We start from the raw sequence: 24,955 nt of genomic DNA, 5'->3' as shown, positions 1-24,955 counted from the left end.
TTACTTGAGATAGAAATCGTCGCGCACTGGCGGTAGCTCGGGGGTTTTCTTGTTATTCTGGCCCGCGTACCGCACAATTAAAACCGTTGACGAGCATTCTACAGCGTCCGCCCGTAATTTACAGTCCACAATGTTGGATCAAAAGCAGCAAGCAAACTTCCCTGTCCCTATCCTGAAGCCCCCCATGCCAACTGAATCGCGCCCCGCCATGCCACCCTCGCCGAACACGGTGTTTTTTGTCTCCGACGGCACCGGCATCACCGCCGAAACCTTCGGTCATGCCGTGCTGAGCCAGTTCGAGATGCGCTTTCGCCAGGTGCGCCTGCCCTTCATCGACACCATCGACAAGGCGCATGACGCGGTCCGCAAGATCAACGAAACGTTCGCCCTCGACCAGCAAAAGCCGATCATCTTCTCGACCCTGGTCAAGCCGGACCTGTCGAAGGTCATCCGCACCGCCCACGGCATGCACATGGACCTGATCAGCACCTTCGTCGCCCCCCTCGAGCAGGAACTGGGCGTCATGTCGACCCACACGATCGGCCGCTCGCACAATGTCGTCGACAGCGAAGCGTATAAAAACCGCATCGAGGCGATCAATTTTTCACTGGCCCACGACGACGGCCAGTCGCACAAGAACCTGTCGTCGGCCGACGTGATCCTGGTGGGCGTGTCGCGCTCCGGCAAGACCCCCACCAGCCTGTACCTGGCCATGCAATACGGGATCAAGGCCGCCAATTACCCCTTGATCCCCGACGATTTCGAGCGCGGCAAGCTGCCCTCGAACCTGCCGCCGTACCGCCATAAAATTTTCGGCCTGTCGATCACGCCCGAGCGCCTCTCCGAGATCCGCCACGAACGGCGCGCCGGCAGCAAGTACGCATCGCTGGAAAACTGCCGCTACGAGGTCAACGAAGCCGAAGCGATGATGAAGCGGGAAGGCATCCGCTGGTTGTCGTCGACGACCAAGTCGATCGAAGAGATTGCGACGACGATTTTGCAGGAAATTAAACCGGACCGGCGCGAGTACTGAGACCGCTGGCGGGACGGGCCAGACCCGTTCGGTCTAGAAGAACTGCCGCCAGTCCTCGAGCCAGCCGGGAAACGCGGCCGCCTCCATCGGGCTGGCGATGTAATAGCCCTGCGCGTAGGTGCACCCCAGGCCCTGCAAAAAATCCCAGTCCTGCTTGGTCTCCACCCCCACCGCCACCGATTTGCGATCGAGGCTGCGCGCCAGTCCCAGGCAGGATGCCAGCACCGTGCCCAGCGCGCGTTTTTTCGAGGCGCCGTCGACGAAGCTGCGGTCGATCTTCAGTTCTGAAAACGGAATGCGCGCCAGCAGTTGCAGGTTGGAGCGGCCGGTGCCGTAGTCGTCGATCGCCAGGCCGTAGCCGGCCATGCGCATGCGCACCAGGCGCTCGACGAAACCGGCGTCGATGGTCAGCACCGAGGACTCGGGAATTTCAAACGTCAGGTAGTCGGGCAACAGGCGATGGCGGCCGACGCAGGCGGCAATCTGCTCCATGAACTGGGGATGGGCCAGCGTTTCCGGCGCCAGGTTGATCGAAATGGCGATCGGAATGCCCATGTCGTGGAACGCGCGGCAGCGCTCGACCGACTTTTCGATCATGCTCCAGTCGAGAAAATCGATGCGGTTGTGCTGCTCGAGGGCGTCGATGAAGGCGCCCGGGCCCAGCACGCCGTGCTCGGGATGGCGCCAGCGGGCAAACGCTTCAAGGCCCTTGACCTGGCCCGTTTCGAGCTCGATCTTGGGCTGGAAGAAGGGCTCGAACTGGCGCGCCTGCAAGCCGATGCCCACCTCGGAAAAGGTAAAACTGGGGCCGCTGGCGGCGGCCGTTTCCAGCACCCCGGCATCCTGCGGCACGTAGTTCTCGAGCAGCTCGCGCAGGCGCGCGCCCGAAACGGGGGTGGTGAGGGTGCCCAGCAAATCAAACCCGTAGGCTTGCGCCATGGTCTCGACGGAAAACATCAGGTTGGCCGGCTGATTGCCCACCACGATCAGGCGCGCGCGGCAGTGCATGGCGGCGAGCGTGCGGATCAGCGCGAGGCCATCCATGCCGGGCAGGTCCAGGTCGATGATGGCGACATTGACGGTCGGGGTGAAGCTGTCCTGGAAGCAGCGCAGCGCCGTGTGACCGTCCGGCACCTCGGTCACGCGGGGCGCACCGAGCACGCCCAGCATGTCGACCAGCGCATGCCTTTGGCTGGGATCGGCCTGGGCCACCAAAAAATGCAAATGCGCGATATCCATCCCGTCCCCCAAAGCTGCCGCTCGAATCTGTACGCGAGAAGATTAACCTACGGCAACGCCAGCCGTCCATGACTGATTTTGCCTGAGCTGCTCGAAAAAGCACACGGCCGCGCACGCCGCCACGTTGAGCGACTCGATCTGCCCCAGGTGGGGCACCACCACTTGCAGGTCTGACAAGCTTAATAAATCGTCGGCCACGCCCTGCCCTTCGTGGCCGAACAGCCACGCCACCGGGCGGCGCAGGTCGGCCTCGTACAGGCGCGTGGTGGCGTAGCCGCTGGTGGCGACGACGCCGACCTGCGCCCCTTCTATCAGGGCGGCCAGGTCGACATTCTCGAAAATGTCCAGCACGAAGTGGGCGCCCATCGCCGCCCGCAGCACCTTGGGCGACCAGCAGAAGGCGGTGCCGGCGCTGCAATAGACGGCCGTGATGCCGGCGGCGGCGGCGCTGCGCAGGATCGAGCCCACATTGCCCGGGTCTTGCAGGTTGTCGAGCAGGACGGCGTTGACGGCCAGCGGCGCCTCGACGGTGCGCACGGGGGTATCGACCAGGAACATCAGGCCGACCCCGTGCTCGACCAGGGTGACGGTGTTGTAGAGCGCGTCCGGCAACGCCGTCACGTGGGCCTTGTGCTGCTCGCAGCGGGCGACGATGTCGGCCACCTCGGCATGCTGCAGGGCCGTTTCGCTGACGATGCACTGGTGCGGGGCGCCGCGCAGTTCGAGGTAGGCCTGGCACAGGTGAACGCCGTCGAGCAGGGTGCGGCCGGCCTTGCGGCGCGCCTGCGAGCTGGTGGCGAGCTGCTTGAGCTCCTTGTACAGGGGATTGTCGCGCGAGGTGATGGTTTTCATGGGGCGCTCCTGGCGGGTTGGGGAGAAGGCGCGCCGAAGTCGAGCGCCAGGCTGGCGCCCGTGCCGGCGCCGGCCAGCACCGCCCGCACGGGCGCGAACGAGCGCCGGTGCACGGGGCAGGCGCCATGCTGGCGCAGGCGCTCGACGTGCAGGCGCGTGCCATAGCCCTTGTGCTGGTCGAAGCCATATTCGGGATACAGCGCGTGCAGGCCCACCAGGGCGGCGTCGCGCGCCGTCTTGGCCAGGATCGAGGCGGCCGAAATGGCATGGACCTTGTCGTCGCCTTCGACGATGGCATGGCAGCGCACCGCCATCACCGGGCTGCGGTTGCCGTCGATCAGGGCGATGGTGGGCAGCAGCTGCAGCGCCTCGACGGCGCGGCGCATCGCCAGCATGGTCGCCTGCAGGATATTGAGGGTGTCGATTTCCTCGTGCGAGCATTCGGCCACGGCCCAGGCCAGCGCGAACTGGCGGATCTGGGGCGCCAGCGCGTCGCGCCGTTCGGCCGTGAGTTTTTTCGAGTCGCGCAGGCCGTCGATGGGATGGCGCGGATCGAGGATCACGGCGGCGGCGAAGACGGGGCCGGCCAGCGGGCCGCGGCCAGCCTCGTCGACGCCGCAGACGATGTCGAGCTCGGTGAACGGGTACTCGGATTTTTTCAGGCCCGGGTAAAAATTGATCTTCTTCTTGCTCATGCTCGCTTGCTTTCGATAATCTTCAGTACCGCCGCGGCGCTCTCGGCGGCGCTGTCACGCAGCAGGCCGTGGTGCATGTCGGTAAAGCGCCGCACCAGCGTAGCGCGGTTGGCGCTGTCGTTCAACTGGCCCCACATGGCGTCGGCCATGGCCTGCGGCGTGGCGGCATGCTGCAGCAGCTCGGGCACGAGAAACTCGCGCGCGAGGATATTCGGCAGGCCGATCCACGGCTGGTAGCCCATGTGGCGCATCAAGAGCCACGAGGCCTGCATCACTTTGTAGGCGATCACCATCGGCTTCTTGAACAACGCCACTTCCAGCGTCGCCGTGCCCGACGCCACCAGCACGGCGTCGGCCGCGCAGATGGCGCGGTGCGAGTCGTCGACGATGGTGAGGGGCAGCTCGGCCAGGCCAGCGGCGTTTTGCAGTTCAATAAAATAATCGCGCTGGCGCTGGCCCGCCATCGGCACCAGGAAGCGCAGCGCCGGGTCGCGCGCGGCCAGCAGGCGCGCCGCCTCCAGGTAAGGCACGGTCAGGTGCTTCAGTTCGGCCATGCGGCTGCCCGGCATGAGGGTGACGACGCGGGCATCGACGGCGATGCCCAGCGCCGCGCGGGCGCCGTCCTGGTCGGGCCTGAGCGCGATCAGCTCGGCCAGCGGGTGGCCGATGTAGGTGACGGGCACCCCCGCCTCCCGGTAGAGCGCTTCCTCGAACGGAAAAATGCACAGCATGTGCGACACGGCGCGGCGGATCTGCTTGATGCGCCCGCCCCGCCAGGCCCAGATCTGGGGACTGATGAAGTGGACCGTGGGGATGCCGCCCGCCTTGAGCTTTTCTTCCAGGCCCAGGTTAAAGCCGGGATAGTCGGCGCCGACGAACAGCGCCGGCGGCGCCGCCAGCAACTGGGCGGCCAGGCGGTTCTGGATGCCCTTGATTTCGCGGTAGCGGGGAATCACCTCGAAAATGCCGCGCACCGTCAGCACGTCCATCGGCAGTTGCGTGACGAAGCCCTGCTCGGCCATGCGGGGCCCGCCGATGCCGTCGAAGCGGGCCTGCGGCAGGTGCGGGCGCAGACCCGCGATCAGGCGCGCCGCCAGCATGTCGCCGGACACTTCACCGGCGACCATGGCGACGTGGACGCCGGCACCGGTGCCGGCGTCAGCGTCAGCGGACGATGCCACGGGTGGCCACGCCGAGGAAGTCGCGCATGGCGGCCACCTGCGCGGCGCCGTCGCCGCCGTCGAACCCGAGCAGCGCCGCTTTCGCCTCTTCCAGCGTCAGGCCGTTGCGGTAGACGATTTTATAGGCGGCGCGGATGGCGTCGATCTGGGCGCGGCTGAAACCGCGCCGCTTGATGCCTTCGACGTTGACGCCGCGCGCGGCCGCCGGATTGCCGTTGACGAGCACGAACGGCGGCACGTCCTGGGTCAGGCTGGTGTACATGCCGACGAAGGCGTGGGCACCGATCTTGCAGAACTGGTGGACGCCGGCGAAGCCGGACAGGATGGCGAAGTCGCCCACTTCAACGTGGCCGGCCAGCTGGGCATTGTTGGAAAAAATGGTGTTGCTGCCCACCTGGCAGTCGTGCGCCAGGTGGACATAGGCGCTCATCCAGTTGTCGTCGCCCAGCCGGGTCACGCCCTTGTCCTGGGCGGTGCCCGTGTTAAACGTGCAGAACTCGCGGATGGTGTTGCGGTGGCCAATTTCCAGCCGGGTCGGCTCGCCCGCCCACTTCTTGTCCTGCGGCTGGGCGCCGATGGACGAGAACTGGAAGAAGCGGTTGTCTTCGCCGATGCTGGTGTGGCCTTCGATGACCACGTGCGGCCCCACCACCGTGCGCGCGCCGATGACGACGTGCGGGCCGATGATGGAATACGGCCCCACTTCGACGCTGGCGTCGAGCTGCGCGGCGGGATCGACGATGGCGGTGCGATGGATCAGGCTCATAGGACTAGCCCGCCGCCTTGCTGGCGTCGTCGGTCGAGCGGATCGTGCACATCAGGTCCGCTTCCAGCGCGACCGCGCCGTCGACCGTGCCGACCGCCTTGTACTTCCAGATGCCGCGCGAGACGCGCACGATCTCGACATCCATTTTCAGCTGGTCGCCGGGGCCGACGGGGCGCTTGAAACGGGCGTTGTCGATGCCCACAAAATACACCACCGAGTTCTCGTCGGGCGAGACGCCCATGGTCAGGAACGACAGCAGCGCCGCCGTCTGCGCCAGCGCTTCGATCATCAGCACGCCCGGCATGACGGGCTTGTGGGGGAAGTGACCGTTGAAGAATTCTTCGTTGATGGTGACGTTCTTGATCGCCGTGATCGACTTGTTCGCTTCCCAGGTCAGCACGCGGTCCACCAGCAGCATCGGGTAACGGTGCGGCAGCAGCGCCTTGATCTGGCAGATGTCGAGGGTTTTGTTGGTGTCGGGAGTGGTCATGTGGGCGATGTCAGCTGTTTGATGGTTTTTTCGAGTGCGCGAATTTTATCGCGCATGGTGTCCAGGTTGCGGACGATGGCGGCGGTGCGTTCCCAGTCGGCGTTCTTGGCCAGCGGATAAAAGCCGGTGTACTGGCCGGGCTCCATGATCGAACGCGAGACCATGCTGCCCGACGAGATGTGGACGCGGTCGCCAATGGTCAGGTGGCCCAGCACCATGGCGGCGCCGCCGAAGGTGCAGTATTTGCCGATCACGGCGCTGCCGGCCACGCCGACGCAGCCGGCCATGGCCGTGTGCGCGCCGATATGGCAGTTGTGGCCGATCTGGATCTGGTTGTCGAGCTTGACGCCGTCTTCGATGACGGTGTCGGCCAGCGCACCGCGGTCGATGGTGGTGTTGGCGCCGATGTCGACGTCGTCGCCGATCATCACGCGGCCGGTCTGGGGAATCTTGATGTACACCCCGCCCTCGTTGGCGAAACCGAAGCCGTCGCCGCCGATCACGGCGCCCGAGTGGATGATGCCGCGCTGGCCGATCTGGCAGCGGGCGTGGAAGGTGACGTTGGCGAACAGGTGGGTGTCGGCGCCGATGACGGCGCCGCGGCCGATCACGCAGCCGGCGTCGATGACGGCGCCGGCGCCCACCACCACACCCGCTTCGATCGTCACGTGCGCGCCGATATGGGCCGACGCGTCGATCACGGCGTCGTCGGCCACCACCGCGCTCGGATGGATGCCGGGCGGCGGCACATGCGCCGTCAGCGCCGCGAAGTACTGCGCCGCGCGGGCGAAGTACACGTAGGGGTTGGCGCTGACGATGCGCGCGCCGGCAAAGCTGGCGGCGACGGCGGCGTCGTCGGCGGGCGAGACGATGATGGCGGCGGCGCCGCACGAGGCCACCTGCGCGCGCAGCTTGCTGTTACTTAAAAAACTGATGTCGCCGGGGCCGGCGTCGGCCAGTGGAGCGATCCCTGTCACTTCCAGGTTCGCGTCGCCCACCAGCTGACCACCGAAGCGTTCGACCAGTGCGCCAAGTTGGGTGCCCATGATTGTTCCGTGTTGGTTGCGCAGGCTACTGATCGAGCAGCCTGATGAGTTTGTCGGTAATGTCGCTGCCGGGGCGCGCCCACAGCACGCCGCGAAACAGCACGACGTCGAGCCTGTCCTGGCGGGCGATCTGGGCGATGGCCAGGCTGGCCCGCTCGACGATGCGGTCGCGCTCGACATGGGTGCGGTGCAGCAGGTCGTCGCGGTAGGCCACTTCCTTGCGCTCGGCTTCCTGTTCCAGGTCGCGCACTTCGCGGCGGCGACGCGTGCGTTCGGGCTCGTCGAGCGTCTGCTCGTCGTCCAGGTACTGTTCGGTCATGCGCCGCAAGCGCGCGAACAGGGCCAGGTTGGCGCTGGCGCGAGCGGCGAATTCGGCCTTGATGGCGATATCGGCTTCCCTGGCGGCGCGCGTTTCGACGAACAGCCGGTCGAGCACGACGAAGCCGATCACGGGCGCGCGCGCCGGCGCCAGGCCCTGCCCTCGCGCCGCCGTGCAGCACAGCGCCGCGGCGAGCAGCAGCAGCGCCGCCGGCAACAGGCGTCGAGGATAAAGGCGGGGACGCTGGGCGGCCACTTACTTGTCGAGCAGCTTGATGACTTTGTCGGTGATGTCGATGCGGGGGCTCGACCAGGCCGACTCTTGCAGCACGATGTCGAGCTGCTCCTGCTCGGCGATCTGTTCGATCAGCTTGTAGGCTTTCTGGGCGATGTTGGCGCGCTCTTCGCTTTTCCGCTGCAACAAGTCCTCGTTGAACTCGCGCTGGGTGCGCTGCACGTCTTTTTCCAGGTCCGCCACTTCGCGGTAGCGCCGCGTGCGTTCCGGTTCGACCAGCGCGGGCGCATCGGCGTCGAGCTTCTCGGACAGGGTTTTCAGGCGCGCCAGCAAGTCCTTGTTGGTCTTCTGGCGGCGCGAAAACTCGGCCTCGATTTTCACGTCGGCAGCCTTGGCCAGCTTCGAGTCCGTCATCAGGCGCTCGGTAAAGACAAAACCGATGCGGCTGGGCGGCGCCGACTGCGCCTGCGCCTGGCCCAGCGCGCCGGCGCACAGCGCCGCCACTGCCAACAGCCGTGGCAGCGAGATCGTCAGCCGGTGTTTCAAGGTCCGATTTTTCAAGGTCCGATTTTTCAACGTCAGATTATTCAACATAAGTCTCCGCAATATCATCTGGCGCACGGCCGGCATGGCTGCTGGCGTTCCTGGCATCAGAAACCTGTGCCCATCTGGAACTGGAAGCGTTCCAGGCGGTCGCCCGGTTTCGGATTGAGGGGCTTAGCATAACTCAACTTGAGCGGGCCCACCGGCGAAATCCAGGAGATCCCCAGTCCGGTCGAGAAGCGCAGCTCGCTGGCACGCATTTTCTGCCCTTCCTGGTAGACCTGGCCGCCGTCGAAGAAGCCGAACCAGCGCAGGCTGCGATCGGGTCCGCCGCCGGGGAACGGCAACTGCAGTTCTGCATTGGTGATGATGCGCTTGGCGCCGCCCAGGGCGTCGCCATACAGGGGATCGACGATACCGAGCGAGGACGCCAGATAACCCCGCACCGAACCGATACCGCCGCCGTAGAAATTCTTGAACACCGGGTAGTTGGTGCCGCGGATGCCGTGCCCGTAGTCGATCTCGCCCTTCAGGGCCAGCGTCACCAGGCGCGACAGCGGACGGTACCACTGCTGCTCGTAGACGGCGCGGTAGTATTTCGAGTTGCCAAACAGGTCCAGTTCGAGGTTGGCGCGCTGGTAGCGGCCAAAACTCGGGGTGACGGCGCTGTCGCGCGTATCGCGGCTCCAGGCGGCCGTCAATGGCAGCGAATTGGTCACCGCCTTGCCGATGCCGTCGACGTTGCCGCTGAACTGGCGCACGTAATCGCGGTAACGGGTGGGGCTGGTGGCATCGGTTTCAATGCCGGTGCGTTCGAGGCCGGCACCGAAGAAAACAGTATCGGATTCCGAGAATGGCACCCCGAAGCTCATCCGGCCGCCCGTCTGGCGCACGGTGAACGAGCCGGTATTGAGTGCCGGCGGACGGGTGGTGCGCAAATACACTTCGAATGAGCGCGACACGCCGTCGTCGGTGAAATACGGGTTGGTCTGCGACAGCGCGATGGTGCGGCTGTAGCGACTGGTATTGAGTTCGATGCCCACCGTGTTGCCCGAACCGGCAAAGTTGGCCTGCGAGATGGCTGCCGTCAGGGTGAATTTTTCCGACTGCGAAAACGCGCCGCCGATGAGGAAGTTACCGGTTGGTTTTTCCACCACGGCCAGGTTGACATCGACCTGGTCGGACGTGCCCTGCGCTTCCGGGGTGTCGATGGTGACATCCTTGAAGTAGCCCAGGCGGTCGACGCGATCGCGCGAGAGCTTGATCTTGTTGCCGTCGTACCAGGAGCCTTCGAACTGGCGGAACTCGCGGCGAATCACTTCGTCGCGGGTGACGGTGTTGCCCGAGATATTCATGTGGCGCACGTAGGCGCGCTTGCCCGGGTCGACAAAGAAGGTGAACGCCACTTCGCGCTTGGCGCGGTCGATTTCCGGGTTGGCGTTGACGTTGGCGAAGGCGTAGCCGAAGGTGCCGAGGCGGTCGGAAATGCGCTTGTTCGATTCGGTCAGCAGCTCGCCCGAATAGGTCGAGCCCGGCTTAAGCAGCAGCAGGGTTTTAAGCTCTTCTTCGCGGCCGAACATCTCTCCGTCGAGTTTCACCGCCGAGACGGTGTACTTCTCGCCCTCGGTGATATTGATCGTCAAATAAATATCTTTTTTATCGGGCGTGATCGACACCTGGGTCGATTCGATGTTCACTTCGAGGTAGCCGCGATTGAGGTAGAACGACTTGAGCGCCTCGATATCGCCGGTCAGCTTGGTCTTCGAATACTGGTCGGCCTTCGAATACCAGGTGAACCAGCCGGAGGTGGCCAGCGCCATGGTCTCGCGCAGTTCCTTGTCGGAGAAGCGCTTGTTGCCGACGATGTTGATGCCCTTGATGCGGGCGGCGTCGCCTTCGTCGACGTTGAACATGACGGTGACGCGATTGCGCTCGATCGGCGTGATGGTGGTGGTGATCTTGACGCCATACAGGCCGTGCGACAGGTACTGGCGCTTGAGTTCCTGCTCGGCGCGATCGACCGAGGCCTTGTCGAAAATCTTGGTCTCACCAACGCCGATTTCCTTGAGGGCCTTGACCAGCACATCCTTCTCGAATTCCTTGGTGCCGGTGAAGTCGACGGTGGAGATGGCGGGACGTTCTTCCACGATCACCACCAGCACGCCGTTTTCCTCTTCCAGCCGGACGTCCTTGAAAAACGTCGTCGCGTACAGGGCCTTGATGGCGGCAATGCTCTTGTCGTCGTCGAAGGTCTCGCCGACGCGCACCGGCAGATAGCTGAACACGGTGCCCGCTTCGGTGCGCTGAATGCCTTCGACGCGGATGTCCTTGACGACGAATGGCGTGACGGCCAGGGCCTGGCCCGAGCACAGCGCGACAACGGCGGCGCCGATCAGGGAACGACGCATCAGGGGGCGCGATACAGAAAACAGCGACGGCAGGGCAAAACGGTCTGAATGTAATTTCATTGGCTAGTTCATGGTCCTAATTTTTCACAGGCTTGTCGACAGTCGCCCCGCACGGTGGCGGGCGGGCGCCGCGCCATGTTACAGGCGGCGGGCGATGTCGTTGAAAAGGGCCAGCGCCATCAGCATGGCCAGCAGGACCACGCCGGCACGCTGTGCATACGCCCCGATCCGCTCGGACAAAGGGCGTCCGGTCAAAACTTCCAGCGAATAATACAGCAAAAGACCCCCATCCAGAACCGGAATTGGTAACAGATTCATCACCCCCAGACTGATACTGACGAAGGCGATAAAGCCGATAAATACAGCCGGACCGAGGCGCATGGTCTGCTGGGCGTAGTCGGCGATGGTCAAGGGACCGGTGACATTTTTGAGCGACACTTCGCCCGTCACCATGCGCTTGATCATTTTGAGCGTGATGGTGATGGTCTCCCAGGTACGGCGCATGCCGATGCCGACGGCATCGACCGGCCCGGCCGTCACGGTCACCATCTCGGGCGCCACGCGCGGCGCCATGCCGATCGCCCACAGCTTGTCCTGCGCGCGCAGCTGCGGCGTCACCGATACCGTCATCGCCACGCCGGAGCGCAGCAGCGTGATGGCGAGCGGCTTGCCGTTCGACGCCCGCACCGCCTTGACCAGGTCGATGCCGTCGGCCACCGGCGCGCCGTCGACGGCACTGACGATGTCGCCCTCGCGCAGGCCGGCCTGCTGGGCAGGACTGCCGGCGACGACCGCTTCAACCGCCGCTGGCGGGCGCCACAGGTCCAGCCCCAGGCGGGCGGTGAAATCGCTGTCGATGTCGAGTCCGGCCAGCGCGGTGGCCGGCACCAGCGCGGCGAACTGGCCACCCTGCGGCTGGCGCACGTCGAGCCGCACGGCGCGCTTTTCGACGATCGCGTCGACCAGCGCCCAGCGCAGTTGCGCCCAACTGGCAACCGCATTGCCATCAACGGCGGCGACCGTCTCGCCGCCGCGCAGGCCCGCCTGCCAGGCGGCGCTGGTGGCGTCGGGGGCGCGCAGGCGCGCCGACGGCTCGGTGGTGCCGGCCATCGCCAGCCCCGCCAGCAACACGATGGCCAGCACGAAGTTGGCCAGCGGCCCGGCGGCGACGATGGCGATGCGCCGCCATACCGACTGGCGCGTGAACTCGCGGTGGGCGTCTTTCGGATCGACCTCGGTATCACTCTCGCGCGCGTCGAGCATCTTGACGTAGCCGCCCAGCGGCAGCGCCGACACCGCCCACTCGGTCTGGTCCGGGCCGAATTTACGCGACCACACGACCTTGCCCATGCCGACGGAAAAGCGCAGCACCTTCACCCCGCACAGGCGCGCCACCAGGTAGTGACCCAGTTCGTGAAAAATGATCAACGGTCCCAGCGCCAGGATAAAGGCGGGGATCATCAGCAGATTGTTCATCGGCGCGCCCCTGCCAGGCGGGCGACGATGGCGGCGGCGGCGGTGCGCGCCACGCCGTCCTGGGCCAGCACGGCGTCGATGCTGTCGGCCGCGCCGTGGGCATTCTCATCCATGACGGTCTTGACGACGCGGTCGATGTCGCGAAAGCCGATCTGGCGCTGCAGGAAGGCCTCGACCGCCACTTCGTTGGCGGCGTTGAGCAGGGCCGGGGCGGTGCCGCCGGCGCGCAGCGCGTCAAAGGCCAGCGCCAGGCAGGGAAAGCGGGCCAGGTCGGGCTGCTCGAACTGCAGCGCGGCCATGCCGGCCAGGTCGAGCTGGGCGACGCCGGAGTCGATCCGCTCGGGGAACGCCAGCGCGTGGGCGATCGGCGTGCGCATGTCGGGATTGCCCAGTTGCGCCAGCACCGAGCCGTCAACATACGAGACCATCGAGTGAATCACGCTTTGCGGGTGGATCAGCACCTCGATCTGCGCGGCCGGCGCGCCGAACAGCCAGTGCGCCTCGATCACTTCGAGGCCCTTGTTCATCATGGTGGCCGAGTCGACGGAGATCTTGCGGCCCATCGACCAGTTCGGATGCTTGCAGGCTTCCTGGGGCGTGACGCTCTCGAGCGTATCGACGGCGCGTTTCAGGAACGGTCCGCCGGACGCGGTGAGGACGATCTTCGCCACGCCGGCGGCAGCGGGCGAGCGGCCGTACGCCAGCGGCAGCGATTGAAAGATCGCATTGTGCTCGGAGTCGATCGGCAACAGCACGGCGCCGTGGCGCGCCACCAGGTCCATGAACAACTGGCCCGACAGCACCAGCGCCTCCTTGTTGGCCAGCAGGATCTTGCGCCCTGCCCTGGCCGCGGCCAGGGTGGGCGCCAGGCCCGCGGCGCCAACGATGGCGGCCATCACGGTGTCGGCTTCGGCCGCCACTTCGCACAGGGCCGCTTCGCCCCACGACACGGCGCAGGGCACCTCGCGCTGGCGCAGCAGCGCCTCCAGGCGCCGGGCCGCGTCGGCGCTGCCGACGACGGCCCGCTGCGGGCGGAACTGCACGCACTGGGCGGCCAGTTCATCGACCTTGCTGTGGGCCGTCAGCGCGTACACGGTGTATTTGTCGGGATGACGCGCCAGCACGTCGAGGGTCGAGACGCCGATCGAGCCGGTGGCGCCGAGAATGGTTACTTGTTGCATGGTATTCCTTACAAGCCCTGCCCTAGAGCCAGGTGGCGATCAACGCCGCCAGCGGCAGCACGGGCACCAGGGCATCGATACGATCGAGCACGCCGCCGTGACCTGGCAGCAGCGCGCTGCTGTCCTTGACGCCGGCGCGGCGCTTGAGTTGGGATTCGAACAGGTCACCGCAGACGGACAGCGCCGCGATGGCCACCAGCGCCAGGGCGAAGCCGCCCCAGCCGAAGCGTGCCTGCAGGTAGACGGGGAAGGTGTCGGCCAGAGCGGCGCCGCCGAACAGCACGGCGGCGCCGGCCAGCACCAGCACGGCGATGCCGCCGCCGATGGCGCCTTCCCACGACTTGCCGGGGGAAATCGATGGCGCCAGCTTGCGCTTGCCGAAAGCCTTGCCGGAGAAATAGGCGCCGATGTCGGCGATCCACACCAGCACCAGCACCGACAGCAGGTACAGGGCCGAATGGTGGAACAGGGTGACGATGGCGGCGAAGCAGGCGACGATGGAAATGGCGTAGGTGATGCTCAACAAGGTGTTGCTCACGCTGGCGAGGGGCGGCAGGCCGATTTTCAGCGAGGGCGCCAGTCGCAGCAGCCACACCAGCACGCCGATGGCGAACCACATCGACGGACGGGCCTGTGGCACCAGCAGGAAGGCGTACGCAAACACGGCCGTCCAGACGGCGGCGATCAGCAGCACCTGCTTCGAGCCGGGCGTGAACAGGCGGAACGCCTCCCAGATGGCGGCGCCGAAAAACGCGGCCACCACCACGGCGAAGGCGATCGGGTTGCCCAGGTACAGCACTGGCAACAGGATGGCCAATAAGACGAGCGCCGTGATGATGCGTGTTTTAAGCATGGGCTATTTTTTCTGGGCCAGTTGGTCGCCCGTGCGACCGAAACGGCGCTCGCGGCTTTGATAGGAAACAATCGCTTCGTCGAGCGCAGCGGGCGAAAAATCGGGCCAGAACGTTTCGGTGAAATACAGTTCCGAATACGCCAGTTGCCACAACAGGAAGTTGGAAATGCGCTGTTCGCCGCCAGTGCGGATGAACAGGTCCGGCTCGGGCGCGTAGGCCATCGCCAGGTGCTCGGCCAATTGCTCTTCGGTGAAATCGGTGACGCCGGGATGGGCCTCGAGCATTTTCCGGGTCGCCTGCATGATGTCCCAGCGGCCGCCGTAGTTGGCGCAGATCGACAGCGTCAGGCGCTTGTTGTTGGCAGTGCGCCGTTCGGCATTGGCGATCATGTCGCGCAGCTTGACGTCGAAGCGCGACAGGTCGCCCACCACTTTGAGGCAAATGTCGTTGGCATGCATCTTCGCCACTTCGCGCTCGAGCGCGGTGACGAACAGGCGCATGAGCAGCGACACTTCTTCTTCGGGGCGGCGCCAGTTTTCGGACGAAAAGGCGAACAGGGTCAGGTAGGCGATACCGCGGTCGACGCAGGCTTCGACGATGTCACGCACGGCATCGACGCCCTTGACGTGGCCGGCCACCCGCGGCAGCATGCGGCGGGTGGCCCAGCGGCCATTGCCATCCATGATGATGGCGACGTGGCACGGTACCTGCGGTGCATCCGGTACCGTCTTGGTAGAACTTTTGAAAATCATAAATCCAGACTGTGGTTGACTTGAGGACTAGACCGTCAGCACTTCTTTTTCTTTGTCGACGACCATCTTGTCGACATCGACGACAAACTTGTCGGTCAGCTTCTGGATTTCATCGTTGGAACGGCGCTCGTCGTCTTCCGACGCCAGCTTGTCCTTGACGAGTTTTTTGACCTGTTCATTGGCATCGCGGCGGATATTGCGGATGGCAATTTTCGCGTCTTCCGCTTCGACCTTGACGAGCTTGACCATTTCCTTGCGACGCTCTTCGGACAGCATCGGCGTGGGAACGCGGATCTGTTCGCCCTGCGACGATGGATTGAGGCCCAGGTCCGCATCGCGGATGGCTTTTTCGATGGCGGCGGCCATTTTTTTCTCGTACGGCTGCACGCCGATGGTGCGCGCGTCGATCAGGTTGATGTTGGCCACGCCGCTCAGCGGGGTGGGCGAACCGTAATAGTCGACCATCACGTGGTCGAGGATGCCCACGTGGGCGCGGCCGGTGCGCACCTTGGCCAGATCGGCGCGCAAGGTTTCAATCGACTTGCTCATGCGCTCCTGCGCACTTTTCTTGATGTCAGCGATGGTCATGCTGCTCTCCTGTAGCTTTTGTTGGGGGTGGTGCGTAATGTGGTGCGTAATGTGGTGCGTAAGGTCATGCGCGGCGCCGCGGACGTGCTGCCGCGGCGCCTGAAAAACGGGGAGTCGCTTCCCCATCAGTCACGTGATTTTACACGTGAACGAGCGTGCCTTCGTCTTCGCCCATGATGACGGCCATCAGCGCGCCCGGCTTGATGATCGAAAACACCTTGATGGGCAGTTTCTGATCGCGGCACAGGGCGAACGCGGTGGCGTCCATCACCTGCAACTGGTTCGAGATGGCTTCGTCAAAACTGATCGAATTGTAGCGGGTGGCGGTCGGGTCTTTCTTGGGATCGGCAGTGTAGACGCCATCGACCTTGGTTGCCTTGAGCACGATTTCAGCGCTGATCTCGGCGCCACGCAGGGCGGCGGCGGTATCGGTGGTGAAGAAGGGATTGCCGGTGCCGGCGGCGAACACGACCACTTTACCCTCTTCCAGGTACTGCAGCGCTTTCGGGCGCACGTAAGGCTCGACCACCTGCTCGATGGCGATCGCCGACATCACGCGGGCGGTGATGCCCACGTGGCGCATGGCGTCGGCCAGCGCCAGCGCATTCATGACGGTGGCCAGCATGCCCATGTAGTCGGCGGTGGCGCGGTCCATGCCCTGGGCGCCGGGGGCGACGCCGCGGAAAATATTGCCACCGCCAATGACCACCGCCAGCTCGACGCCCAGCGCGGCCACTTCGGCGATATCGCTGACCATGCGGTCGATGGTGGCGCGGTTGATACCGTAGTTGTCGTCGCCCATCAGTGCTTCGCCCGAGAGTTTGAGAAGAACGCGTTTGTAAGCGGGTTTGGTCATGGAGGCTCCTGGGTGACGTAGGTTGTTTGGTACTGAAAGTGCCGCTGCGCTTCGTGAGCGGGCGACACCTTGTTACTGTTACGCTAGTTAAAAAAACGGGCCTTCCGGCCCGCTTTGCAACTTATTGCTTCGAGGCAGCAATTTGCGCTGCGACTTCAGCGGCAAAATCATCCTGCTTCTTCTCGATGCCTTCGCCGACGACGAACATGGCAAACGATTTGACCGTGGTGCCGGCCGCCTTGAGCATTTGCTCAACCGACAGCTTGTCGTTCTTGACGAACGGCTGGTTCAGCAGGGACACTTCTTTCAGGTACTTCTGGACCGAACCTTCGAGGCGCTTGGCCAGGATTTCCGGCGACTGCGCAGGCTTGCCGGCGGCGGCGGCCTGGTCGGCGTCTTCCTGGGCTTTCAGGGCGGCGACCGAACGTTCTTTTTCGATCAGTTCGGCAGGCACCTGGTCCGACGACAACGACACGGGCTTCATGGCGGCGATGTGCATGGCAACATCTTTACCGACTTGCTCGTCGGCGCCGTCGAATTCGACGATGACGCCGATCCGGTTGCTGTGGATGTAGGAAGCGAGCTTGCCGGTGGTTTCGAAACGCTGGAAGCGACGGATCGACATGTTTTCGCCGATTTTGCCGATCAGGGCCGCGCGCACTTCGTCGAGGGTCTTGCCGTCGAGCGGCAGGGCCAGCAGGGCGGCGACGTCGGCCGGGTTGTTTTCGGCAACCAGTTTGGCGGCGTCGTTGGCCAGCTGCATGAAGTCGTCGTTCTTGGCGACGAAGTCGGTTTCGCTGTTAATTTCCAGCAGCGCGCCTGCGTTGCCGGCGATGTAAGCGACGACCACGCCTTCGGCGGTGATGCGCGACGAGGCTTTCGAGGCCTTGCCGCCCAGCTTGACGCGCAGGATTTCTTCCGCACGGACCATGTCGCCTTCGGCTTCGGTCAGTGCTTTTTTGCATTCCATCATTGGTGCGTCGGTCTTGCCGCGCAGTTCGCCTACCATCGCTGCGGTAATAGCTGCCATGTGAATTCTCCTAAATGTTGTCGATGATGGGGACCGGCGGCGCGCCGATGTGGTGCAGGCGCGCCTCGCTGCGATCCCGGTTTAAAAAAAAGGGTGAGCAAGCTGCCACCCTTTTTTTACTGCGCTGCGGGGTTGCCCCCGCAGCGCAGCATGTTTGCCCTGCTGTTTACAACTTAAGCCTGTTCGGACACTTCGACGAATTCGTCGGCGCCGGCGGCCTTGACCATGTCGGCCACTTCGTTGGTCGCGCTGGCGCGGCCTTCGAGGATGGCGTCGGCGACACCGCGAGCGTACAGCATGATCGCTTTCGACGAGTCGTCGTTACCCGGGATGATGTGGGTGACGCCTTCTGGCGAGTGGTTGGTGTCGACGATGCCGATGACGGGAATGCCCAGCTTGCCCGCTTCGGTGATGGCACCTTTGTGGTAGCCGACGTCGACGACGAAGATTGCGTCAGGAACGCCGCCCATGTCCTTGATGCCGCCGATCGATTTTTGCAGCTTGATCATTTCGCGTTCGAACATCAGGCCTTCTTTTTTCGACAGCTTCTCGACCGAACCGTCTTCAACCTGGGCTTCCATGTCTTTCAGGCGCTTGATCGAGGTCTTGATGGTCTTGAAGTTGGTCAGCATGCCGCCCAACCAGCGCTGGTCGACGTAAGGCACGCCAGCGCGCTGGGCTTCAGCGGCGATGATGTCGCGGGCCTGGCGCTTGGTGCCGACCATCAGGATGGTGCCGCGCTGTGCCGACACTTGCTTGATGGTTTTCATGGCTTCCTGATACATACCCATCGTCTTTTCCAAGTTGATGATATGGATCTTGTTGCGGTGACCGAAGATGAACGGTGCCATCTTTGGGTTCCAGAAACGGGTTTGGTGACCGAAGTGGACACCGGCTTCGAGCATTTCGCGCATTGTTACGGACATGGTATTTCTCCAGGGTTGGGTCTGGAATCCGGTCAGCACCATTCAGGCACCCTTTGCGACCGGACTCGCGATTTTTAACATTTAAACTTGCTTGGTTTGCCGACCACCGAGAATGCATAGCCGGGCAACCCGAGATTATAAGCGCATTTCGTGGAAAATTCAACATGGGCCTGCGCCGGCGCACGCGCGGCGCGGCCAGGGCCGTGCCGGCGGGCACTCGATCAAGGTCGTCATCTTCCTCTATAATGGTGCCATCCGCATTGGCGGGGCCCGTTGGGCCCGCCGCGCCCCTTATTTTTGAGTAAAACAATCCATGTCCACTATTTCCATCAAAACCCAAGCTGACATCGAAGGCATGCGCCTGGCCGGCCGCCTTGGCGCCGAAGTGCTCGATTACATCACGCCATTTGTCAAACCGGGCGTCACCACCGGCGAACTCGACCGTCTGTGCCACGAGTACATGGTCAACGTCCAGGGCACCATCCCGGCGCCGCTGAACTATTGCCCGCCCGGCTACACGCCCTACCCCAAGGCCATCTGCACCTCCGTCAACGACGTCATCTGCCACGGCATCCCCGGCGACAAGGCCCTCAAGAGCGGCGACTCCGTCAATCTTGACATCACCGTCATCAAGGATGGTTACCACGGCGACAACAGCCGCATGTTCCTGGTGGGCGAACCGACCATCATGGCCAGGCGCCTGTCGGAAGTGACCTATGAATGCATGTGGATCGGCATCTCGAAGGTCAAGCCCGGCGCCCACCTGGGCGACATCGGCCACGCCATCCAGGTCCACGCCGAGAAGAACGGCTACAGCGTGGTGCGCGAATTTTGCGGCCACGGCATTGGCAAGGTGTTCCACGAAGAGCCGCAGGTGCTCCATTACGGCCGCGCCGGCACGCTGGAAAAGCTGGCCGCGGGGATGATCTTCACGATCGAGCCGATGATCAACGCGGGCCGCCGCGAGATCAAGGAAATGAACGACGGCTGGACCATCAAGACGAAAGACCGCAGCCTGTCGGCGCAGTGGGAACACACGGTGCTGGTGACGGAAACCGGCTACGAGATCCTGACCCAGTCGGCCGGCACGCCGCCGCCGCCGGCCTTTATTACCGGGCAGGCCGCCGCCGCCGCGGCCGTCGTCTAGGCCGGCATGGAGGCCGTCGCCACCCCGGGCCACACGCGCGAGCTGTTAAAGCAGCAGCTCAAGGCGGACCGCCAGGTCCTGATCGCCGCCTTTCGCAGCGACAGCAAGCCGGAAAAGCTGCTGCGCGGCCTGCGCCAGAGCGTCGACCTGGTGCTCACCGAGGCCTGGCGCCGCGCCGGCCTGCCGGCCGACAGCGCGCTGGTGGGCGTGGGCGGCTACGGCCGTGGCGAACTGTTTCCGTATTCCGACGTCGACCTGCTCATTTTGCTGGGCCGGCCGGCCGACGCCGCCACCCGCGAGCGCCTCGAACACCTGGTGCAGCTGCTGTGGGACCTGGGCCTGGAAATTGGCAGCAGCATCCGCACCGTCGACGAGTGCATGACCGAGTCGAGCGCCGACATCACGGTGCAAACGAGCCTGCTTGAAGCGCGCCTGATCACGGGCGACGTCGCCCTGTTCGCCACCTTGCAGGAGCGCTACTGGGAGCAGCTCGATCCCCAGGCGTTTTATCAGGCCAAGGCGGCCGAGATGCGCCTGCGCCACGCCAAGTACGAAGACACCGCATTTGCGCTGGAACCGAATTGCAAGGAAAGCCCCGGCGGCCTGCGCGACCTGCAAGTGATCCTGTGGGTGGCCAAGGCGGCCGGGCTGGCCAACTCCTGGCGCGAACTGGCCACGCGCGGCCTGATCAACCAGACCGAGGCGCGCGCGCTGATGGAAAAGGAAGCGGCCTTCAAGGACATCCGCATCCGCCTGCACCTGCACGCGGGCCGGCGCGAAGACCGCCTGGTGTTCGACGTGCAAACGCCGATCGCCGAAACGTTCGGCCTGCGCTCGACGGGCGAAGGCAGCAACGCCCGCCGCGCCAGCGAACTGCTGATGCAGCGCTATTACTGGGCCGCCAAGACGGTCACCCAGCTCAACACCATCCTGCTGCAGAACATCGAGGCGCAGCTGTTTCCGCAGCCGGAAAACCTGACGGTCATCAATGATCGCTTCAACGAGGTCAATGACCTGATCGACATCAGCGCCGACGACACCTTCCAGCAGGCGCCCTCGGCCCTGCTCGAACTGTTCGTCCTGATGACCGAGCGGCCCAACCTGAAAGGCCTGACGGCGCGCACCACGCGCGCGCTGTGGCATGCGCGTTCGCTGATCGATGACGATTTCCGCGCCGATCCGCGCAACCGCGCCGCCTTCCTGCGCATCCTGCAGGCGCCGGTGGGACTGGTGCACGCGCTGCGGCGCATGAACGAGATGAGCATCCTGGGCCGCTACCTGCCCGCGTTTCGCCCCATCGTCGGCCAGATGCAGCACGACCTGTTCCACGTCTACACGGTGGACCAGCACATCATGATGGTGGTGCGTAACATGCGCCGTTTCACCATGAGCGAGCATGCCCACGAATACCCGTTCTGCAGCGACCTGATCGCCAATTTCCGCGATTCCTGGCTGCTCTACGTGGCCGCGCTGTTCCACGACATCGCCAAGGGCCGCGGCGGCGACCACTCCAAGCTGGGCACGGTCGACGCCCGCGCCTTCTGCGACGAACATGGCATCAAGCCGGCCGACACCGAGCTGGTGGTGTTCCTCGTCGAGCAGCACCTGACGATGTCGCAGGTGGCGCAAAAGCAGGACCTGTCGGACCCCGACGTCATCGCCGCCTTCGCCGCCGTGGTGGGCGACGAGCGCCACCTGAGCGCCCTGTACCTGCTGACGGTGGCCGATATCCGCGGCACCAGCCCGAAAGTGTGGAACGCCTGGAAGGCCAAGCTGCTCGAAGACCTGTACCGCGTCACCTTGCGCGTGCTGGGCGGCGAACCCCATTCGGCCGACCGCGAGCTGCGCAACCGCCAGGACGAGGCGCGCGCCATGCTGCGCCTGGCCGGGCTGCCCGAAAAAGCCCACGCCGCCCTGTGGGGCCAGCTCGACATGGCCTGGTTCCTGCGCCACGACGCCGCCACCATCGCCTGGCAGACGCGCTCCCTGTACGACCAGCTCGACAGCGACAAGCCGGTCGTCAAATGCCGCCTGGCGCCCATCGGCGAAGGCTTGCAGGTGGCGGTCTACGTGCGCGACCAGCCGGACCTGTTCGCGCGCCTGTGCAGCTACTTCGACCGCAAGAATTTCAGCATTTTCGACGCCAAGATCCACACCACCCGCAAGGGCTACGCGCTCGACACCTTCCTCGTGACGGAGCAGAATTTCGCCAAGAACTACCGCGACATCATCAGCCTGATCGAGCACGAAATCTGCGAGCTGCTCACGCGCCAGGCGCCGCTGCCGGCGCCCAGCCACGGCCGCCTGTCGCGCCTGTCGCGCAGTTTTCCCGTCACCCCGACGGTGGACCTGCGGCCCGACGAAAAAGGCCAGTACCACATCCTGTCGGTGTCGGCGGCCGACCGCACGGGATTGCTCTATTCGATCGCCAGCGTGCTGGCGCGCCACCGCATCAACCTGCACACGGCCAAGGTGATGACCCTGGGCGAGCGGGTCGAAGACGTATTTTTGGTCGACGGCGCCGGCCTGTCGACCGCAAGAAATCAGATCCAGCTCGAAACCGAGTTACTGGACGCCCTGAAGGTTTAGAAACGAAAGCATGCAGAATCAATGAGTGAACTTTTACGACTGTCGAAACGAATGTCCGAACTGGGCCTGTGCTCGCGCCGCGAGGCCGACGAGTGGATTGCCCGCGGCTGGGTGCGGGTCGACGGCCAGGTCAAATCCGAACTGGGCAGCAAGGTCTATCCCGAACAAAAAGTGACGGTCGAGCGCCAGGCCGCGGCCGAGCAATCGAAGCGCGTCACCGTGCTCATCAACAAGCCGATGGGCTACGTCAGCGGCCAGGCCGAGGACGGCTACACCCCCGCCGTCGCCCTGATCAAGGCGGAAAACCGCTGGCCGGACGACCCGTCGCCGGAACAGTTCCACCCCACCCAGCTGCGCTCGCTGGTGCCGGCCGGCCGGCTCGACATCGATTCGGTGGGCCTGCTGATCCTGACCCAGGACGGGCGCGTGGCCAAGACCCTGATCGGCGAAGACACCGTCATCGAAAAGGAATACCTGGTGCGGGTGCAATACACCAAGCCGGGCACCCTGCCCGAGGGCGACCTGAAGAAACTGTGTTTCGGACTATGGATGGATGGCAAGGCCCTGCTGCCCGCCAAGGTGCGCTGGCAAAACGAGGACCAGCTCAGTTTTACCTTGCGAGAAGGCAAAAAGCGCCAGATCCGCCGCATGTGCGACATGGTGGGACTGAAGGTGCTGGGCCTCAAACGCGTGCGCATCGGCAAGGTCAAGCTGGGTGACCTGCCGGTGGGCCAGTGGCGCTACCTGCGCCCCGAGGAACAGTTTTAAGGGGTCCTCGAGACGCTTACTCGAATACCTTCAGCTTGAGCTGCACGGAAATGCCGCCGTACAGGCGGTCCTTGTAGCTGGGCACGAAGCCGATATTCACGCCCACCCGCCGGTATTCAAAACTTGCCGCGGGAATCAGGGCGGGAAACCAGCCGCCGTCGCGGGTTTTCGGGTAGCCATTGAAGGCACCGATCACCGCGCCCAGGCGCACCGGCCCGATCGCATACGGCTGCCAGATCGCGCCCACATAATTCGAATACGCCCGGTCGCTGTTGTAGAAGCGGCCCGCGGTGGCCGCCAGGTCGCCGCGAAAGCGGTATTCGATGCCCAGGCCGCCGTTGGCGCCGTTGAGGTCCTTGTCGCGATTAAAATGGTAAGTGGCAAAGCCGCTGTCGATCCACACTTCGCGCACCGGTACCGGCTCGATGCGCACGAACAGCGGCTCGGCGCGGGCGCCATCGGCGGCCAGCGCCAGCAGCGTGCACAGGATCGGCGCGGCCTTCAATCGTCCTCTCCCGGATCGAGATCGGGGAACATCACGCTGGTAAAGCCGAAGCGCGAAAAGTCGGTGATCCGCATCGGGTAGAGGATGCCATGCAGATGGTCGACCTCGTGCTGCACCACGCGCGCATGAAAGCCGTCCACATCGCGCACGATGGGCGCGCCGTACTGGTCGACGCCTTCATAATGCAGGCGCGTGTAGCGCTCGACGACCCCGCGCAGGCCCGGCACCGACAGGCAGCCTTCGAACGCTTCGTCGGTGTCGTTCGACAGGGGCGTGAGGATCGGGTTGATCAGCACCGTCTGCGGCACCGGCGGGGCGTCCGGATAGCGCTGGTTGTCCTTGAAGCCAAAAATGACCAGTTGCAGGTTGACGCCGATCTGCGGCGCGGCCAGTCCGGCGCCATTCGCATCGTGCATGGTGTCGAACATGTCCGCGATCAGCGCGCGCATGGCCGGCGTATCGAACTCGGTGACCGGTTCGGCCACGCGCAGCAGGCGAGGGTCGCCCATCTTGAGGATTTCCCGGACGCTCATGGCGCGGCCAGGGTGCCGGCGACCTGCTGCAGGAATTCACGGTAGCCGGCCGCCGTCTCGGGGTGCTTCAGGCCCATCGCCGTCATCGCCTGCAGGTAGCCCAGCTTGGAGCCGCAATCGTAGCGCTGGCCCGCATAGCGGTGGGCCAGCACGCGCTCGTCGTTCATCAGGGCGGCGATGCCGTCGGTGAGCTGGATTTCGCCGCCGGCGCCGGTGCCCAGGTGTTCGAGGTGCTCGAAGATTTTCGGCGTGAGCACGTAGCGCCCCACCACCGCCAGGGTCGACGGCGCCACTTCGGGCTGGGGCTTTTCGACAATGGCGGAAACGAGTTCGAGGTCGGGGCGGTAAGCGGTGGCGCTGACGATGCCGTACTGGCGGGTGTGCGCGCGCGGCACATCATGCACCGCCAGCAGCGAGCATTTTTCGTAGTTGTAGATGTCCGTCATTTGCGCCAGCACGGGGCTGTGACCGTCTGCGGTGTCCATGAAATCGTCGGCCAGCAGCACGGCGAAGGGCTCATTGCCCACCACCGGGCGCGCGCACAGCACGGCGTGGCCCAGGCCCAGCGGGGCCGACTGGCGGATGTAGATGCAGGTGATGTGTTTCGGGATGACGTTGCGGACGAAATCGAGCAGAACCTGCTTACCGGCCGCTTCGAGCTCGGCTTCGAGTTCGTAGGCCTTGTCGAAATGGTCTTCGATGGCGCGCTTGTTGCGCCCGGTGATAAAGATCATCTCGGTGATGCCGGCGGCGACCGCCTCTTCGACCGCGTACTGGATCAGCGGCTTGTCGACAACGGGCAGCATCTCCTTGGGCTGGGCCTTGGTCGCCGGCAGAAAACGACTACCGAGACCGGCTACTGGGAAAACTGCTTTGGTAATTTTTTTCATTGAAGGTCGCCTGATATAAAAATGGGAAAATGGGTTGGTACGTGCGCAGCCCTG

Annotated in this window: 25 protein-coding genes; 4 read left to right on the top strand and 21 right to left on the bottom strand. The window is 64.5% G+C overall.

What is annotated here, in order from left to right:
* Positions 1-184 precede the first annotated feature (184 nt).
* Positions 185-1,033, top strand: a complete 849-nt coding sequence (ppsR, locus tag ACP7EY_RS05570) for a posphoenolpyruvate synthetase regulatory kinase/phosphorylase PpsR (RefSeq protein ID WP_426191312.1) — start codon at positions 185-187, stop codon at positions 1,031-1,033.
* 33 nt (positions 1,034-1,066) lie between these two features.
* On the opposite strand, the gene ACP7EY_RS05565 is transcribed toward ppsR, so the two are convergent.
* The 18 genes from ACP7EY_RS05565 to rpsB all read right to left on the bottom strand — a co-directional run bounded on the left by ACP7EY_RS05565 (position 1,067) and on the right by rpsB (position 18,469).
* The gene (locus tag ACP7EY_RS05565; RefSeq protein WP_426191310.1) at positions 1,067-2,272 is read right to left on the bottom strand and encodes an EAL domain-containing response regulator; all 1,206 of its coding nucleotides are present in this window, start codon (positions 2,270-2,272) and stop codon (positions 1,067-1,069) included.
* A 42-nt stretch (positions 2,273-2,314) separates the two neighbouring features.
* Positions 2,315-3,124, bottom strand: a complete 810-nt coding sequence (locus ACP7EY_RS05560; protein WP_426191308.1) for a TrmH family RNA methyltransferase — start codon at positions 3,122-3,124, stop codon at positions 2,315-2,317.
* Positions 3,121-3,819, bottom strand: coding sequence for a ribonuclease HII (gene rnhB / locus ACP7EY_RS05555; RefSeq protein WP_426191306.1), 699 nt, complete (start codon positions 3,817-3,819; stop codon positions 3,121-3,123). The genes ACP7EY_RS05560 and rnhB overlap by 4 nt, the downstream gene beginning before the upstream one ends.
* Positions 3,816-4,946 (bottom strand): lipid-A-disaccharide synthase, encoded by a 1,131-nt coding sequence (lpxB, locus tag ACP7EY_RS05550; protein ID WP_426191677.1) that lies wholly within the window; start codon positions 4,944-4,946, stop codon positions 3,816-3,818. The genes rnhB and lpxB overlap by 4 nt, the downstream gene beginning before the upstream one ends.
* Before the next feature lie 37 nt (positions 4,947-4,983).
* Positions 4,984-5,766, bottom strand: a complete 783-nt coding sequence (gene lpxA, locus ACP7EY_RS05545; RefSeq protein ID WP_426191304.1) for an acyl-ACP--UDP-N-acetylglucosamine O-acyltransferase — start codon at positions 5,764-5,766, stop codon at positions 4,984-4,986.
* A 4-nt stretch (positions 5,767-5,770) separates the two neighbouring features.
* Entirely contained in the window at positions 5,771-6,256 is a 486-nt protein-coding gene (gene fabZ / locus ACP7EY_RS05540; protein WP_426191302.1) for a 3-hydroxyacyl-ACP dehydratase FabZ, read from the bottom strand.
* Positions 6,253-7,302: a UDP-3-O-(3-hydroxymyristoyl)glucosamine N-acyltransferase gene (lpxD, locus tag ACP7EY_RS05535; protein ID WP_426191300.1), complete on the bottom strand. Its 1,050-nt coding sequence runs from the start codon at positions 7,300-7,302 to the stop codon at positions 6,253-6,255. Before lpxD ends, fabZ begins: the two co-directional genes overlap by 4 nt.
* Before the next feature lie 25 nt (positions 7,303-7,327).
* Entirely contained in the window at positions 7,328-7,876 is a 549-nt protein-coding gene (locus ACP7EY_RS05530) for an OmpH family outer membrane protein (RefSeq protein WP_426191298.1), read from the bottom strand.
* Positions 7,877-8,416: an OmpH family outer membrane protein gene (locus ACP7EY_RS05525; protein ID WP_426191296.1), complete on the bottom strand. Its 540-nt coding sequence runs from the start codon at positions 8,414-8,416 to the stop codon at positions 7,877-7,879.
* A gap of 89 nt (positions 8,417-8,505) precedes the next feature.
* Positions 8,506-10,866, bottom strand: coding sequence for an outer membrane protein assembly factor BamA (gene bamA, locus ACP7EY_RS05520; RefSeq protein ID WP_426191294.1), 2,361 nt, complete (start codon positions 10,864-10,866; stop codon positions 8,506-8,508).
* Positions 10,867-10,944: 78 nt separating this feature from the next.
* Positions 10,945-12,282: an RIP metalloprotease RseP gene (gene rseP / locus ACP7EY_RS05515; RefSeq protein WP_426191292.1), complete on the bottom strand. Its 1,338-nt coding sequence runs from the start codon at positions 12,280-12,282 to the stop codon at positions 10,945-10,947.
* Complete coding sequence (gene ispC / locus ACP7EY_RS05510; RefSeq protein ID WP_426191290.1) at positions 12,279-13,463, bottom strand: 1-deoxy-D-xylulose-5-phosphate reductoisomerase; 1,185 nt, start codon at positions 13,461-13,463, stop codon at positions 12,279-12,281. Before ispC ends, rseP begins: the two co-directional genes overlap by 4 nt.
* Positions 13,464-13,485: 22 nt before the next feature.
* A complete protein-coding gene (locus ACP7EY_RS05505) occupies positions 13,486-14,316 on the bottom strand; it encodes a phosphatidate cytidylyltransferase (protein WP_426191288.1) in 831 nt (276 codons plus the stop codon).
* A 3-nt stretch (positions 14,317-14,319) separates the two neighbouring features.
* Positions 14,320-15,069 (bottom strand): polyprenyl diphosphate synthase, encoded by a 750-nt coding sequence (gene uppS / locus ACP7EY_RS05500; protein WP_426191286.1) that lies wholly within the window; start codon positions 15,067-15,069, stop codon positions 14,320-14,322.
* A gap of 27 nt (positions 15,070-15,096) precedes the next feature.
* Positions 15,097-15,657: a ribosome recycling factor gene (frr, locus tag ACP7EY_RS05495; RefSeq protein ID WP_426191284.1), complete on the bottom strand. Its 561-nt coding sequence runs from the start codon at positions 15,655-15,657 to the stop codon at positions 15,097-15,099.
* A 139-nt stretch (positions 15,658-15,796) separates the two neighbouring features.
* Positions 15,797-16,513, bottom strand: coding sequence for a UMP kinase (gene pyrH, locus ACP7EY_RS05490; RefSeq protein ID WP_426191282.1), 717 nt, complete (start codon positions 16,511-16,513; stop codon positions 15,797-15,799).
* Between the two features lie 121 nt (positions 16,514-16,634).
* Complete coding sequence (gene tsf / locus ACP7EY_RS05485; protein WP_426191280.1) at positions 16,635-17,543, bottom strand: translation elongation factor Ts; 909 nt, start codon at positions 17,541-17,543, stop codon at positions 16,635-16,637.
* A gap of 173 nt (positions 17,544-17,716) precedes the next feature.
* Positions 17,717-18,469: a 30S ribosomal protein S2 gene (gene rpsB / locus ACP7EY_RS05480; RefSeq protein WP_426191278.1), complete on the bottom strand. Its 753-nt coding sequence runs from the start codon at positions 18,467-18,469 to the stop codon at positions 17,717-17,719.
* A gap of 313 nt (positions 18,470-18,782) precedes the next feature.
* Here rpsB and map point away from each other — a divergent pair, with 313 nt between their 5' ends.
* Genes map through ACP7EY_RS05465 form a run of 3 tightly spaced genes read left to right on the top strand, consistent with a single transcriptional unit; the run spans position 18,783 to position 22,973 of the window.
* Positions 18,783-19,616 (top strand): type I methionyl aminopeptidase, encoded by an 834-nt coding sequence (map, locus tag ACP7EY_RS05475; protein ID WP_426191277.1) that lies wholly within the window; start codon positions 18,783-18,785, stop codon positions 19,614-19,616.
* A 6-nt stretch (positions 19,617-19,622) separates the two neighbouring features.
* Positions 19,623-22,205 (top strand): [protein-PII] uridylyltransferase, encoded by a 2,583-nt coding sequence (locus ACP7EY_RS05470; protein WP_426191275.1) that lies wholly within the window; start codon positions 19,623-19,625, stop codon positions 22,203-22,205.
* A gap of 21 nt (positions 22,206-22,226) precedes the next feature.
* Entirely contained in the window at positions 22,227-22,973 is a 747-nt protein-coding gene (locus ACP7EY_RS05465; RefSeq protein ID WP_426191273.1) for a pseudouridine synthase, read from the top strand.
* A 16-nt stretch (positions 22,974-22,989) separates the two neighbouring features.
* Here the strand turns inward: ACP7EY_RS05465 and ACP7EY_RS05460 are convergent, their stop codons facing one another.
* The 3 genes from ACP7EY_RS05460 to galU are packed head-to-tail and all read right to left on the bottom strand — an operon-like array spanning position 22,990 to position 24,901.
* Complete coding sequence (locus ACP7EY_RS05460) at positions 22,990-23,478, bottom strand: hypothetical protein (RefSeq protein WP_426191271.1); 489 nt, start codon at positions 23,476-23,478, stop codon at positions 22,990-22,992.
* The gene (gene def / locus ACP7EY_RS05455; protein ID WP_426191269.1) at positions 23,475-24,011 is read right to left on the bottom strand and encodes a peptide deformylase; all 537 of its coding nucleotides are present in this window, start codon (positions 24,009-24,011) and stop codon (positions 23,475-23,477) included. The genes ACP7EY_RS05460 and def overlap by 4 nt, the downstream gene beginning before the upstream one ends.
* A complete protein-coding gene (gene galU / locus ACP7EY_RS05450) occupies positions 24,008-24,901 on the bottom strand; it encodes a UTP--glucose-1-phosphate uridylyltransferase GalU (RefSeq protein WP_426191267.1) in 894 nt (297 codons plus the stop codon). The genes def and galU overlap by 4 nt, the downstream gene beginning before the upstream one ends.
* Between the last annotated feature and the right edge of the window lie 54 nt (positions 24,902-24,955).

The sequence above is a fragment of the Massilia sp. DWR3-1-1 genome (genome assembly GCF_049898325.1).
GTDB lineage: Bacteria > Pseudomonadota > Gammaproteobacteria > Burkholderiales > Burkholderiaceae_D > JAFCUW01.
This window is presented reverse-complemented; position numbering and strand designations above follow the sequence as displayed.